Source organism: Methanomethylovorans sp. PtaU1.Bin093 (genome assembly GCF_002067275.1).
In the GTDB taxonomy this organism is placed as follows: domain Archaea; phylum Halobacteriota; class Methanosarcinia; order Methanosarcinales; family Methanosarcinaceae; genus Methanomethylovorans.
In genome coordinates this window covers 1-14,560 of the sequence record NZ_MVQX01000052.1, presented here as the reverse complement: position 1 = coordinate 14,560, position 14,560 = coordinate 1, and the positions used below count along the sequence as shown (strand labels likewise).

11 protein-coding genes are annotated in these 14,560 nt (G+C 41.0%); 6 read left to right on the top strand and 5 right to left on the bottom strand.

Annotated elements, in window-relative coordinates; genetic code table 11:
- A partial coding sequence (locus tag A4E24_RS05855) for a nucleoside deaminase (protein WP_292352350.1) occupies positions 1 to 379 on the bottom strand: 379 nt, incomplete at its 3' end.
- A 306-nt stretch (positions 380 to 685) separates the two neighbouring features.
- On the opposite strand from A4E24_RS05855, the gene A4E24_RS05850 reads away from it, so the two are divergent.
- From A4E24_RS05850 to A4E24_RS05840, 3 genes are all read left to right on the top strand, one after another.
- Positions 686 to 4,318, top strand: coding sequence for a disaggregatase related repeat-containing protein (locus A4E24_RS05850; protein WP_292352349.1), 3,633 nt, complete (start codon positions 686 to 688; stop codon positions 4,316 to 4,318).
- A gap of 748 nt (positions 4,319 to 5,066) precedes the next feature.
- Positions 5,067 to 5,222 (top strand): hypothetical protein, encoded by a 156-nt coding sequence (locus tag A4E24_RS05845; protein WP_292352348.1) that lies wholly within the window; start codon positions 5,067 to 5,069, stop codon positions 5,220 to 5,222.
- Positions 5,223 to 5,434: 212 nt separating this feature from the next.
- A complete protein-coding gene (locus tag A4E24_RS05840; RefSeq protein WP_292352347.1) occupies positions 5,435 to 5,647 on the top strand; it encodes a winged helix-turn-helix domain-containing protein in 213 nt (70 codons plus the stop codon).
- Between the two features lie 910 nt (positions 5,648 to 6,557).
- On the opposite strand, the gene A4E24_RS05835 is transcribed toward A4E24_RS05840, so the two are convergent.
- From A4E24_RS05835 to A4E24_RS05825, 3 genes are read right to left on the bottom strand one after another with little or no spacing between them, the layout of a single operon-like run.
- Positions 6,558 to 6,959: an ACT domain-containing protein gene (locus A4E24_RS05835; protein WP_292352346.1), complete on the bottom strand. Its 402-nt coding sequence runs from the start codon at positions 6,957 to 6,959 to the stop codon at positions 6,558 to 6,560.
- A gap of 18 nt (positions 6,960 to 6,977) precedes the next feature.
- Complete coding sequence (locus tag A4E24_RS05830) at positions 6,978 to 7,607, bottom strand: type 1 glutamine amidotransferase family protein (protein WP_292352345.1); 630 nt, start codon at positions 7,605 to 7,607, stop codon at positions 6,978 to 6,980.
- 34 nt (positions 7,608 to 7,641) lie between these two features.
- The gene (locus A4E24_RS05825; protein WP_292352344.1) at positions 7,642 to 8,322 is read right to left on the bottom strand and encodes a RibD family protein; all 681 of its coding nucleotides are present in this window, start codon (positions 8,320 to 8,322) and stop codon (positions 7,642 to 7,644) included.
- A gap of 172 nt (positions 8,323 to 8,494) precedes the next feature.
- On the opposite strand from A4E24_RS05825, the gene A4E24_RS05820 reads away from it, so the two are divergent.
- The 3 genes from A4E24_RS05820 (at position 8,495) to A4E24_RS05810 (ending at position 12,751) form a co-directional block, all read left to right on the top strand.
- A complete protein-coding gene (locus A4E24_RS05820) occupies positions 8,495 to 11,017 on the top strand; it encodes a DUF3656 domain-containing protein (RefSeq protein WP_292352343.1) in 2,523 nt (840 codons plus the stop codon).
- A 572-nt stretch (positions 11,018 to 11,589) separates the two neighbouring features.
- On the top strand, positions 11,590 to 11,715 hold the full coding sequence (locus A4E24_RS05815; RefSeq protein ID WP_292352342.1) for a hypothetical protein: 126 nt from the start codon (positions 11,590 to 11,592) through the stop codon (positions 11,713 to 11,715).
- 250 nt (positions 11,716 to 11,965) lie between these two features.
- Positions 11,966 to 12,751, top strand: coding sequence for a winged helix-turn-helix domain-containing protein (locus A4E24_RS05810; RefSeq protein WP_292352341.1), 786 nt, complete (start codon positions 11,966 to 11,968; stop codon positions 12,749 to 12,751).
- Between the two features lie 1,413 nt (positions 12,752 to 14,164).
- Here the strand turns inward: A4E24_RS05810 and A4E24_RS05805 are convergent.
- Positions 14,165 to 14,542 carry a response regulator gene (locus tag A4E24_RS05805; protein WP_292352351.1) on the bottom strand — a complete coding sequence of 126 codons (378 nt, stop codon included), beginning with the start codon at positions 14,540 to 14,542 and terminating at the stop codon, positions 14,165 to 14,167.
- Positions 14,543 to 14,560 lie beyond the last annotated feature (18 nt).

The following is a 14,560-nucleotide window of genomic DNA, read 5'->3' as shown; positions in this document are numbered from 1 at the left end:
CCATCATTTCTATGCACTCGGCGATGCCCAGATCTGTTACTTCTATCCCATGCTCCCTCATAAATTCAGGGGCACCATGAAAATTCTCTGCCTCCCCTACAATCACTCTTTTTATGCCAAACTGCACAGCTGCACCAGCACACAGATAACAGGGCATCAATGTTGAGTAAAGGATGGCATCACTGTAATTGCCGAGGCGACCTGCGCTGCGTATGCATACGATCTCAGCGTGTGCCAGAGGGTCGTTCTCCTGCACTCTCATGTTATGTCCCCGGCCAACGATCTTGCCATTCCTCACAAGTACCGAGCCTATAGGAATACCGCCCTCAGCAAGTCCTTTCTTTGCTTCCTCAATGGCACATTGCATAAAGCTATCCATGATTTTCCTCCTAATTTAACTTGATATATATACTGTTATAAGGTTTCTGTAGAAAGTAATACTTAGAGGATTCATCCTTTTTAAATTATTATATGAAAATAAAAGATAAAGTAAGTTTTCTACATAGCCTATAATATTGTAAACTAATTGTAAATATAAATTATGTTAAGCAACAATAGATAATACTAAAAATATATTATTATTTATTTTTATTTTGACTAGATTTATATAGTAAGTTATTGCAAGGTAGCAGGACTTTAGAATAGAGCAAAAAAATCCTCTCTTAAAATAGAGCAGGTGGTGTCAATGAAAATAAAATTAAACACATTAGTTCATCTATGCACATTATTACTTTTTATGATAACAGCCTCCGGTATTGGTTCAGCCGCAGAGCTTCAAGTAGATTTTGTCAGTCAGTTCAATGAAAACACAAACAATGATACAGTCATTACAAATGCCCTGGAAGGAGAGGATTTCACCAGCCATTATGGCGGAAGTGTTTTCTGCGTTGCGGTTTCCGGAAACTACGCTTATCTTGGACAGGGACAAGACCTTGTAATAGTTGACATTACTAATGTTGCCAATCCATCACAAGTTGGAAGGGTAACAACCACAGCAGTAATTAACGACATTGCTGTATCGGGAAATTATGCTTACCTGGCTGATGGGAACAGCGGTCTTGTAGTAGTTGATATCTCAAACCGTGCAGCACCTGCGATAAGAGGTACCTATGCTTATAGTTCCGGAGCTGCTTATGATGTTGCTGTTTCAGGTAGCAATGCCTATGTAGCTTATGGAACCAGTGGCCTTATAGTAGTGGATATTACAAAACCCACAGCTTTAACGTTCAAAGGTAGATTAGATACTACCAATGCACAGAGTGTTGTTTTGTCCGGGAATTATGCATACATAGCCGATGATACAAGCGGCCTTGTTGTCATGGATGTAACCACTCCTGCTTCACCAAAACTCGCAGGTTCCTATGATACGGTAAAAGCAACCGGTGTAGCAGTATCAGGCAGCTATGCATACATATCCGATGACACAAATGGTCTTGTGATCGTAAACATCAAAAATCCAGCTGCTCCAACTTATACAGGGAGAGCGGATACTCCCGGAAAGGCATTAAGCGTTGTCTTATCCGGAAGTTACGCCTATGTAGCCGATGATGCCAGCGGTCTTGCAATAATGAATATTGCAAATCCAGCCTCGCCGGTTAGTGCAGCCACCTATACTGCTACTGAAGGGGTTGCATATGACGTTTTTGTAGCAGGGAACTACGCATATACAGCCTATGGCAGAAGTGGCCTTGCAATAGTGAATATAAGTACTCCTTCTGCACCTGCCCACGCAGGCGTTTATGATGTATCTGGCTATGCATCCGGCGTTGCCATATCAGGAAACTATGCATACTTAGCCTATGGTTATATGGGTCTTACCATAGTGGACATCTCAAATCCCGCTTCTCCTAAGCGCGCAGGTAGTTATATTACTCAGGGATATGCAAGGGACCTTGCTGTATCAGGAAACTATGCATATATAGCAGATGACACTTACGGCCTTGTAATTGTGGATGTCACAAATAAAGCGTCTCCAGCCCTTAAAGGCAGTTACAATACTGCTGGTCGTGCATGGGGTGTTACCATATCAGGAAATTATGCATATGTGGCTGATGGCGCTGGCGGCCTTGTGATCGTTGATATCACAAATCCTGCGGTTCCGACCCTTAAGGGCAGTTATGACACAGCAGGTAATGCAGAAAATGTTGCCATAGCCGGCAATTATGCATATGTAGCAGACGGTGACAATGGCCTTGTTGTTATTGATATCACAAATCCTGCTGCACCAACCCTTAGAGGCAGCTACAACACTGCCGGTCAGGCATATGGTATTGTTGTATCCGGAAATTATGCATACGTAGCTGATGGTAACAATGGTCTTGTGATAATTAACATCAGTGATCCTGCTAAACCAACGCTTGTAAGCAGTTATGTTACAAAATTTGCACAAAATGTTGTAAAATCCGGCAATTATGTATATATTGCCGATGATACAAGCGGTCTTGTTCTTCTTGATGTGAGCAATGTCGCAACCCCTACACTTGCCGGAGGATATAACACCGCTGGTCATGGATACAGCGTTGCGGTTTCAGGCAATTACGTATATGTAGCAGATTTTGAAAATGGTCTGGTGATCCTTCATGTGGAAAATACATCATCTACTGACAATCCGCCGGTTGCGAATGCTGGTCCTGATCAGAGCACGACCATAGGTTCTGCAGTCAATTTCGATGCAAGCTTGTCTACCGATGATAAAGGCATAGCAATGTATTCATGGGATTTTGACGCATCAAATGGTATAACCTCTGAAGCCACAGGCAAAACAGCCATAAAAACATATACAGTTGCCGGAAATTATATAGTCACACTTACTGTAACCGATAGCAATGGCCAGAAAGCAACAGATACGGTAAATGTAGTAGCTACCAGTAGCACAGGAAATACAGTATCTTATACACCAACTTATGACAACAGATTGCGTGAACTGTCTCCAACAAGTGTGCTTTCCACTACTACTTATGTTGATGTTGGAAAGAGTACAAGTACCTGCAGAGACCTGATACTTTTCGATCTGAGCGGATATAAGACAACAGATACAATATCCAAAGCGACACTCTCTCTCCACTGGTACTATCCGGCAAGTGCAACACGTACTTCTGATACTATAGTTGAAGTTTACAGGCCGGTCGAATGGGATCCGAAATATGTTACCTGGAATTCCAGAATGTCTGGTGTGTCATGGAGTAACGCAGGAGGAAACTGGTATGATAAGAACGGTGCTTCACAAGGTTCTGCACCTTATGCTTCATTGACGTTTGCAGGAAGCAAGGTTCCGGATAACAAGTACTATGACTTCGATGTTACACAGCTTGTGCAGGAATATGTAAGTGGAAAGTACACAAACACTGGTTTCTTTATCAAGGCAAAGAGCGAGAGTGGAAATTACATTGCATTCTACAGTTCTGAATATTCGAACACCGCCGTGAGACCAAAGTTAACTATAACCTCTGCTTCAGGTTCAACTTCCACAGATACTGCTCCCCCTGTTGCAAATGCCGGGGCTGACAAAACCGCAACTACAGGCTCTGTTGTCACTTTCGATGGCAGTGCATCTACTGACGACAAGGGCATAGTATCATATTCATGGGACTTCGATGTATCAAATGGCATTACCTCTGAAGCTAGCGGAGTAACAGCTACTCACACATATGCATCCCCCGGGACCTATACTGTAACCCTTACCGTCACGGACACTGCCGGAAAGAAAGCTACAGACACATTGAAAGTAGTTGTCAGTGGAAGTGCAACTGCAGTAACATATTCACCTGTTTATGATAACAGATTGCGTGAACTATCTCCTACAAGTGTACTTTACACAACAACTTATCTTGATGTCGGAAAGAGTACATCCGGTTGCAGAGATGTATTGCTGTTCGATCTCAGCAGTTACAAGACAACGGATACTATATCAAAGGCGACACTTTCACTTTACTGGTATTATCCAGCGGGAGTAACACGCACTTCCAATACTGTAGTTGAAGTATACAGGCCGATTGAATGGGATCCAAAATATGTAAGCTGGAATAACCGTGCTTCTGGTACTCCCTGGACTAATGCAGGAGGAAACTGGTATGATAAGAACGGCGTTGCTCAGGGTACTACACCATATGCATCAGTAACTTTCCCTGCCAGTGCACTGCCTGACAACAAATACTACGACTTCGATGTAACGCAGCTCGTGCAGGAATATGTTAGTGGCAAATACAAGAACACTGGTTTCTTCCTCAAGGCAAGGACTGAGAGCGGCAATTACATTGCGTTCTATAGTGCCGATGCGACGAATGCTGCTGTGAGACCTAAGTTAACTATAACAAGTTAACATATGAGCGAATATACGTTCGCTCTATCTTTTTTCATGTAGGTTTATGATTATCTCATGGTGATTTATACCCTCAGATAGTGTTCTTATTTTGCTGTAAATTTTCCTGTACCTCTGTATGTTATTAATATTCAATAGCAGCATATCCTTTTCCAGTTACTAGCTCTTCATTGATTTCGATCAATATTAAGACTAAGAATTTCAATAGAGCTTCTTCATTGAGAGATGCACCAATAATCTTACTCCTTTTTTTGAGTTCCTTGATAACCTAAGCAGTTTCTATGCAATGGTTCTGCTATCTTCTCAGTTGATAGAGAATCTTATGGATTTTGCCAGGCATATGAAAGAAGCAAATGAACTCCAAGGGGAGTGAAAATAACCAGGAAAACACCTTTTGAAATTATAACGGCGTTATAATTTTTGCTACCCTATTAAATTAAAAAAGATTAATGTTATATGAGATAACTATTAGTTATATTAGTAATAGATGTGACACAATCTCGATTACACCTTATAAGCAGGCTGGGATCGGGGGGTTACAGTAAAGCGAGTGGGTTTGTGAAAATGGTACCTTTGTGTCAGAGATTGCCATTTTCAGTAGATAAGAGAAACACACGGACAAATGTTCAGGGTGGAAAAAACAAGACCTTGAGTGGTGGAGATATAAAAAAGAGAAGGATGGTTTAGTGCCATCCTTCTGTTTACTCATTAAAAAGCAATATTAATTTTTCTTGCAGAAGGTATCATAATGAGATTGTTGAAGAGATGTCCGAATTGCCATACCAGATTCAAGACCTGTGAAAATGACATGCAGGTCTGCAAGGTGTGTGGATACTGGACAAAAAGAGGTACTGCAAGACTCGAGCCACTAGTGCTCTACGACTCAGTAGTACTAGAAGAGTGAGGGGATAGAAATGAGTGGGATTTTGAAGAAAATATGCAAGAATTGCAAGGTTACATTGAAAAAACAAACAATTGGATTGAATGTTCTGTATTATTGTCCAAAATGTGGTGTTATGACTACTGCAAGTTCTATATGAATATATTTAAAAATTCATGTATCTGCCACGATGGTCAAAAAAACAATGGATACTGTGTAATAGAAAGGAGAAGAAGGTGGATGAGGTAGCTTCTAATATAGGAGACGCTGCAGGCTATGTTTATAGGCTTCTTGTGGAAGGGAAGGCAAATATATCTAAGGTGAAGAGAACGCTCAAAAAGACCGGGTTTGATTCGGAAACCTTTTTAATGGCTATTGGTTGGCTTGCAAGGGAAGACAAGTTACTCATAGAAAAGAATGGTGATAACTGTACAATAAAACTGAAATGACAAAATTATAATTTGAACTTCATCTTGGTCTATGCATTTAGTGGGTACTTGCAGCTGAAAAAAATAAACATCTGAACCTTGTGGAGTAAAAGTAAGCGGGAATTTTGAAATGACATAGTCTTTTTATAGCTAAATGTGCCCAGCTTAAAATCGGCTCTCTACCACCCACATTATCATCACGTTTTTTATAAATGCTAACTTTGTTCTGTAGAAAACATGCATATTATGTTTTAACCACTGAGTTCGCAGAGAACACAGAGAATTTGAATAGTTATCCATCTCCGTGAACTCTGTGTTATCTGTGGTTGCATCTGCCCACAGTTGAGATTGTAACCTGACGATTTCTACAGAGCCCAAAGCCCAAATATGGTCATGTCTTGAGCATCTGTTTTCATCCACCTATTAAAATTACATCTGCTAATAATGAGGGCTTTGTTTCACTTCCCGGAGCTATATAAAACAAGAACGTACATATTTGTGTATATTTAAATGTTCATAGAGTTTATATCAATGACCACATGTTAAGAAGCAATTATGAAAAACACGATACTTAAAAAACGTAATCAGTTTATCTTTTACTTTATTATCGAGCGCCTTTGCTCTTACGGATCTAAAGTAGGAGCCATAGGTTCATTTCACGAGGTGTTAATATGGAATCGTTGAAGACGTGTCCTGAATGCAATGCCAAGCTCCATACCAATAAAAACGGTATCCAGATCTGCAAAGTATGTGGGTACTGGACAAAAAAAGGTACAGCGAGAATTGAATCAATACTGCTGTGCTAGTGAGAAGATTTCAAAAGTTCATCGAAATTGAACGCATGCTCATAAGCACTGCCCATAGCCGCAAATTCCTGGCCTTCAAACATGAAGCTAATAAAACTCATCTCTCACTGAAAAAAATCTGATATTTAACAATCAACTGAATATCCATGTGATATAAGTACAATTATCGCATTTTCAAGTTCCTTTTCTTTCACAAGAAGATAATCCGTGTCGTATGTGGAAATGGCAAAGATACTGATCCCCGCATCCGCAAGTGCTGAACTAAGATGGGCAAGTATGCCGGTAAGAGAGAGATCAAGTGGTCCTTCCACCTTTATGCATTTCCATTCCTTTTCACAAACCATTTGTGATCCGGTATCTTCAGACATTGTATTCCGGGAACAGACGATAGACAGTTCTTCTTCCATCCTGGTAATGGAAAAGAATGTGCCTGTAGTGATCCATGCAGGGATCCTTGCAGATGGTTCCAGCCTGCAGATACAGAGATCATCATCCAGCACTTTAAGTTTAAGGTTATATTGTTCCATAGAGATGCTTTTAATATCTTAATTTTGCAAAGACCCCATAAGTGCATAGAAGTACTCTGCATCATGTGTCCGATACAGCTTATACCATGCTTCAAGTGCTTGTGGAGAAAACACATCTAACTCTTGAAGGACCATATGAGTGAATTCAAGCGGAGCAATCCCGGAGGCAGTTATGAGCTTCCTGTCTGCCACTGCGGGCTCATGCCTATAGAGCGATCCACCTGTATAACCCGGGATAACTGCTTTCATATAATCCAGATCATTGCTTGTGTGTTCCCTGTCATTTAGTAAACCAGCCTGAGCCAGGCATAAGGTTGCACCGCAGATCGCAGCAACAAGAATATCCGCATGAAGGAACTCTTTCGCTTTTTCCATCACCGGACCATGGATCGGATCAAGCCATGTATCACCTCCAGGCAAAAGCAAAACACCGGCATTGTCTGAAGTGCATATTCCAAGTGAAATATCCGGTATGATGCGCACACCACCCATGGTAACTAGGGGTTCCGAGGTCAGGCCTACTGTTCTGACAGTATACTTGTTTGCTCCTTTCTTAAAATATCTTCCAGAATTTAATTCAGCGGTCAAATAACCGATCTCCCAGTCAGCCATTGTGTCAAAAACATAAAGATAAGCTATCTTATTCATTGCTGAGTCCCCTTGGTCATATTCCCTTTATATATTATTGTTCATACCTTACCCTGTATAACAGCCAGATGCAATCATTTTCCAGAACTTCCTGTTTTACCAATTCAAGTTTCAATCCTCCTTTCGGAGAATGCAGTTTGGTGAAAAGATTGACAGATATGTCCCCGACTATGACCGGAGACACCAGCAAGCTGATCTCGTCCACAAGTCTCTGCTCAAGCAGCTGGCAATTAAGGGTCGCACCGGCATCTGTGACTATGGTTCTTGCTCCATATCTTTGAGACACCAGCTCAAGGGCTTTACGCAGATCTACATGGTCATGTCCCACAACATGATGATCGTATTCCCTTTCTTCAAGATATTTGATGTACGACACTGGCGTTTTCTCGGTAAGCAGTACTATAATATCTCTGCAGTGTTCGTATCTTCTCAATACATGCAGCACATCTTTCAGAATACCTTTTGAATCCGGTATTATCCAGGGTAAGCAGTGCTGGGATTTATCAAGAGGTTTTATAAAGTCTGCAGATTCTTCTTTTGGGATTGCAGGGTAGAACATCTCTATACCAGTTTTGGCAGTGTTGGAGCCTACAAGTACCATATCTGCATTAAAAACGGCACTGAGCTGATAGAACTGTCTTAGGTCCGGTTCGAAATGCAAAATAGAACCGTCAAGGCTGATAGCGTTGTGCATCCTTACTTTTATTCCTTCCAATTATTATCCCTCACAGGTTGGCAATACACAAAAAATTCTATTCTATTCTATTCAAATCTAGATATTGATGTCTGTTAAATATGCTTATCTGTTCATCTGTCAACCTTTTTATAGTGAAAGTTCCTTCACTTGAAGAAAGCAACGTACTTTTAACTACGGACCCGGGAAAAAGATGAACGCACCAGAAATTGAAAAGACGTGCAGGCTACCAGAGATACTGGCTCCTGCAGGTGATACGGAGGCATTGAAGGCAGCTATCAAAGGAGGGGCTGATGCTGTATATCTGGGTGTGGGTGAATTCAATGCACGCCAGGGTGCTACGAATTTTACCCTGGAGGATCTGGAAGAAAGTATAGATCTTGCGCATTCTTACAATGTTAAGGTCTTTCTGGCACTGAACATCCCCCTCAAGGAACACGAGCTTCCATTGGCACTTGAGATCGTGGATAGCGCCTATGTCATGGGCATAGATGCGGTCATCATCGAAGATCTGGGGCTTGCGAATATACTGCACACCGGATATCCTGACCTTCCTTTGCACATAAGTACACAGGTCACTGTGCATAACACAGCCGGAGTGCACTTTCTGGAACAATTGGGTGTTTCCCGTGTCATCCTGTCCCGGGAGCTTACAACAGAAGAGCTGAAGCATATAATAGATAATACCGATATCGGCGCTGAGATATTCGTACACGGTGCTTTGTGCTATTCTTATTCAGGCAGATGCCTGTTCAGCAGTTTTCTCTTTGATCGCAGTGCGAACAGAGGTGCATGCGCTCAGCCCTGCCGCAGACGTTACAGATCGTTCGTCGATGGCAGGGATGTTAGTGATCTGATGGATGGAGCGTATCCGATAAGCTGTGCTGAACTCTGTACTCTTAGTGGGATCAGGGAGATCTTAGATACCGGTGTGCAGAGCCTTAAGATCGAAGGCCGGATGAAAAAGCCGGAGTATGTCGCAGCCAGCTCCAGGGCTTATAAGACCGCTGTGGAAAAGGTATGTTCCAGCGGAAAAAACCTTGAAGGAACTGAAGTCACTGCCATGAAGAAAGAACTTGCAAAGTTGTTCTACCGGGGTTTCACTGATGGTTTTGTACTTGGTGCCGATGATGTGACACATGCAAGATACAGTTCTAATTACGGTGTTCTTCTTGGAAAAGTAAAAGAGGTGATATATGGCGAACACAGTGCCGGTATAAAGCTGCTTCTGGAAGACGATGTGCATGTGAATGACGGTGTGAGCATCAATACCAATATTAAAATGCTTGGTTCGAAGGTCAATGCAATCGAGCTCCTTAACCGGAACAAGGTACAGAAGGCGGAAAAAGGCACAAATGTGATATTGCACATAAGTTCAAAAACTGCAAAAGCTGTGCACACCGGTGACGATGTCTACCTTTCCACAGATACTGAACTATTGGATGATCTACAAAAGCTGGGAATGCCCAAAATTCCGGTGGATATTCATGTAAGAGCTTTTAGGGACCAGCCACTTTCAATAAAGGTTACTGAGAACAGATGCAGTATTGAACATGTTGATGAATACCAGGTGCAGGAAGCCAGAAGTGCACCCACGGCACCGGAACAAATAACAAAGGCCATAGATAAACTGGGGGATACTCCGTATCATGCCGCTTCTATAATAGTGGATGCCGATGAAGGAATATTCATACCTGTAGGAGTGCTTACTGCAGCCAGGCGCAATGCTGTGGAAAAGCTCAGGCTTACCGTGCTGCAAAGTTACAAAAGACCAGCGTTATCCAATAAGCCATCAGATGTTATTTCCCGCTTCGCTGCTTCTTCTGTCATGTCCAAAGAACAGATCCCCTTTTCACCTTCCGACGAACAACAACACTTTAAGCCTCTGCTAAGCGTGGAAGTATCTGATACTGCATCTTTGTTCCTGGCTGCGAGAAATGGTGCTGACATAGTATACTTGCCTATACATTGTTTTGACGAGTTGTCCCAGGATACGAATCAGGAAACTCTGCAGCAGATCAAAGAAAAAGGCATTGAATTGGTGTTGATAACACCTCAGATCGCCCATGACCATGAACTGGAAGCCTGGGCACCCCTTTTTGCAGCTGTGCAGAAAGCTGGATATAAGGTCGCCTGCTCTGATCTCGGATCTGCACAACTTGCTAAGGGATACAATATACCTTTTGTAGCCCAGAAGGATTTCAATGTATTCAATTCGTATACTGCTCTTCTGTTCTTTAGTTCGGGAGCCTGTCGTGTCACTCTTTCCAGTGAACTTAACCTTGAAGAGATAGGAAATATCTGCAGGACACTGCAAGCCAGCAGGCATTCAGGTCAGTCAGAGGTAGTGATACATGGACGGGAACTCATGCTCATTACAAAAAACGATCTTCTCGGACCAGTGGCAGCCAGGGACCTTCTTAGTGAGAATAGTGAAGCATATCTGGAAGATCAACAGGGTAATAAGTTCCCGGTCATAAGGACAGGACACAGGACCCTGATCTATGACTCAAGGGTATTGAACATGGCAGAACATGTGGACAAACTTGTTTCCACTGGAGTACATGTTTTGAGGCTGGACCTGTCTCTGTACAGAGGTAAGGCGATAAGGGATATCACCAGGAACTACAGGTTGGTGCTGGATGGAAAAAGAGTAAAGCCTATAATTTACAAGGGAGAGATCGTTTCGTCAGGTCATTTCTTTAAAGGGGTATGACCATCTATTCAACTTGCGAGTGAAATGGTCGTTGTTTTTGAGAAGTTCGCTGTACTATCCCTTTTGAAATTATAATGGTGTTGTAATTTTTGACGTTATATTAAATTAAATTCAATTTATGTTATATAGAATGAGTATTATTTAAAAGGATACTGATTGTGATTAAATCTCAATCAGGATATATACGCGGGTTGGAAACGGGGAATTTCCTACGAAGGAAGTGGAAATGTCTGAAAATGGTATCTGCCAATGATATCATTTTCACAGCAGAAGGGATCTTGAAGGAAGATCTAGTGATACGGGTAGAAAAAGCAAGACCTCTGTGTTGGAAGGATAAATAGAAGGATGGAACCACTCCGTCCTTCTGTCTTTCTTTAAAGTTGGCTAAAATGACTACTGTGATCTTTAAGGTGGGTACCAAAAATGGGGGCTTTGAAAAGATGTCCGGAATGCCATGCCAAGTTCCAGACGTCTCAAAAGGACATACAAGTCTGTAAGGTTTGTGGATACTGGACAAAAACAGGTACTGCAAGAATTGAATCAATTATGATATACGAGTGAGGGGGAGAAAAATGAATACAGCGCTGAATAAAATGTGCATCAATTGCAAGGCTACACTGAAAAAACAAACACTTGGCCTGAATGTCCTGTATTATTGTCCGCATTGCGGTATCATGACCACGGCAAATACAATGTGAAATAGGAAATAACGATGTAACGGCATTTAATTCCTTTTTTTAGATTATTTAGTTTTCTGCGATCCGAAGGTGTAATTCCTATTTTTTTCAGGAAGTTTTTAATCCAGATCGAAAACGTATGGCAAACATTTATACTGCTCAAATAACATAAATTATGAGTGTATATGGATACAGTATAAAGCTTGTACGCATTGGCATCTCTTGTTTTCACATTATGGAAAGTCGATGTGTTCACAAAGGGGATAATTCTATGAAACGTTCATTGCTTGAGATCATTTTCATGTCAGAGAAACGGAAAAACCTTCTCTTGTTTCTCAGGGAAGGACCCAGGCGAATGGAAGAGATACTAGAAGCCTTGGACGTCACTCGGCATGCCTTATTGCCACAGATCAAGATACTATCCGAAAGCAGTCTGGTAATAAAGGAGAAAGATGTTTGCAGGCTTTCGGAAATAGGTGAGATCGTAGCTGAGGACATGATACCACTCATAGGCACTTTAACGGTTCTTGAGGAGAATTATGATTACTGGACAGAACATGAGCTCAGTTCCATCCCTCTTCCCCTCCTTAAAAGGATCAGAGAACTGGGAAGCTGTGAGATAATAGAACCTGAGTTGAACGATATGTTCGATCTTAACAAAGATATTATTGCACAAGCACTTGAATCTGGATTTGTATTTGGGGCAACGGCTTTTCTGCATCCTTCCTATCCTTCCCTGTTGGTTGACCTTGTGAAGAATGGGATCGATGTTTCCATCATAATGACTGAAAATGCTCTGGAAAAGCATAAACTTGATCATATGCAAGAACTTAAAATGTTCCTCAATAGTAGTAGCGGAAAACTTTACCTATATCCTAATGATATGAAGCTTGCGTCACTTTTCATTGCGGAGACATTTGTTATGATGTGCCTTTTTGACAGAAAAGGCAGATATGACCGAAAAGACCTGATATTCAGAAATGATGCTGCAATAAACTGGGGTAAGGAATTGTTTGGTTTTTATCTTTTGAGCTCACATCAGATCATGCAGATATGACCACGTATCAAGGTCACAACCTATCCTACAATTCACATATAATGTTGAAATGTTATGTTGGATATAGTTTTTAGCATCCAAATATTTTAAATACAAGTAGTATCTATTATGTTCTATTCCCTACGAACGATCATAGGGATTACTCAAAAGAGAACAAACCAGTTCTTAGCCTCCGCAGGATGCCAGTATCAACCACCCAACACAATCCCCAACGTATCTACGCTGGCATCCTTTTGTTCTCTATCAATTTGATCTCATTCTGAAACCAACATTCTTTCTATGTTCTAATAAAGTTAAGAATTTAGTGCACTTTTCTTCTTTGAGTTTTGTACGAAGTTCAGGCCTCTAAGAAGGTTTCATTTTAGGTATGTGATCATGAAATGCACCTAAAGCTTCGCTAATTGTACATAAAATCCGTTTCAATTGCCTTGAAACAAGTGTCTCTATAATCATACACCCTGACAAAAAGGATTTGGAAAGTAATTTATCTTTATGTTTCATAATGATTTTCACATTACACTCATTTTGTCATATTATGGTTGTAGAGTATCATCCCTCATGCAAATTAAACTCGAATTTGTTTATATAGTGTACTGTTCAATCAAACATGCAAAAACATAGATGGCAAGCACCGGGATTTGGTCCATAGAATCCTTCTTACTTTCCCGGTGTGGCAATCCTTTTCACACACTGAATAAAGGTTAAGCGCACCCATGACAAGGCAGTAGAAGGTAAAAAAGAGCAGGTTTGGTTATAGAGGTGGTTTATGAATTTTTTTTATTTGTTAATTATAATGGGAATAATTCTTACTCTAATCATGATAACACTTTATTTGGGATTATCTAATTTACAGAAGGTGACCATGTTATTTCTTTTGTTGACAATGGGACTAACTTATTTATATGCAAGTATAGAACCATGTCCTACTAGAAATGCGATTCCTGCGTTTATGTTTGGCCTTTTTAGCATAATTGCTTCAGTAATGTATGTAATTTTACTGCTCAGATCAGTCCAAAAACAATAGAAGCATCAGGATCTAAATGTTCTTGTTGCAAATGTGGTAAAATCCCAAGCCTTATGCATATTCACATACCTTTGTAATATTATACTGTACACAATGATTTATATTCAGGTTTTGTTAAATATCATATATTCTCATAACTACTTTTAACCCAGTCAAAAATTACTGGGGCTAAATCCATAGGGGATCAAAATCCCACAAACTTCCCAAGATGTCAGCACAATTATCCTTCTTTCCATGCTGACATCCTTTCACTCTTTATCAGGACGCTTAACAACATTATCATAACTTGCCACAAAGAAACACAAAAGCGCCAGAAGGGAAAAAAGACGACCTCTTCTGGTAAGAGGTGTTCATAGGTTTCTGACCCTTATTATAGGTACCACTTGAGCTTACAAAGGTACCGTTTCTCCCAGATGGGATCTGATAGTATTTCTAAAATAATGAATGTCAATAGGCTTCGAAATATATCCGCTGCATCCGGCTTCGATAAAACGTTCTTCATCTCCCCGCATTGAATGTGCTGTGAGGGCTACTACCGGTATATCTTTGGTCTGAAGATCTGATTTAAGCTTTGAAAGTACTTCCATTCCATCCATTTTCGGAAGCTGGATGTCCAATAGTATCAGATCAACTTTCCGCTCTGTGACCTTTTCCAAGGCTTCAAAGCCATCGATAGCCTGGATAACATAGTAACCAAAAGACTCTAACAGGTCAACGGTCAGTTCCATGTTTACCGGATTGTCCTCTACAACCAGTATTCTTTTCATCGCATTCACATCTTTTTG

Coding starts and splice junctions, on each gene's coding strand:
- A4E24_RS05830 (WP_292352345.1), bottom strand. CDS start 7,607: ATGAATAAGATAGCTTATCTTTATGTTTTTGACACAATGGCTGACTGG.
- A4E24_RS05845 (WP_292352348.1), top strand. CDS start 5,067: ATGAGATTGTTGAAGAGATGTCCGAATTGCCATACCAGATTCAAGACC.
- A4E24_RS05820 (WP_292352343.1), top strand. CDS start 8,495: ATGAACGCACCAGAAATTGAAAAGACGTGCAGGCTACCAGAGATACTG.
- A4E24_RS05835 (WP_292352346.1), bottom strand. CDS start 6,959: ATGGAACAATATAACCTTAAACTTAAAGTGCTGGATGATGATCTCTGT.
- A4E24_RS05850 (WP_292352349.1), top strand. CDS start 686: ATGAAAATAAAATTAAACACATTAGTTCATCTATGCACATTATTACTT.
- A4E24_RS05805 (WP_292352351.1), bottom strand. CDS start 14,542: ATGAAAAGAATACTGGTTGTAGAGGACAATCCGGTAAACATGGAACTG.
- A4E24_RS05810 (WP_292352341.1), top strand. CDS start 11,966: ATGAAACGTTCATTGCTTGAGATCATTTTCATGTCAGAGAAACGGAAA.
- A4E24_RS05815 (WP_292352342.1), top strand. CDS start 11,590: ATGAATACAGCGCTGAATAAAATGTGCATCAATTGCAAGGCTACACTG.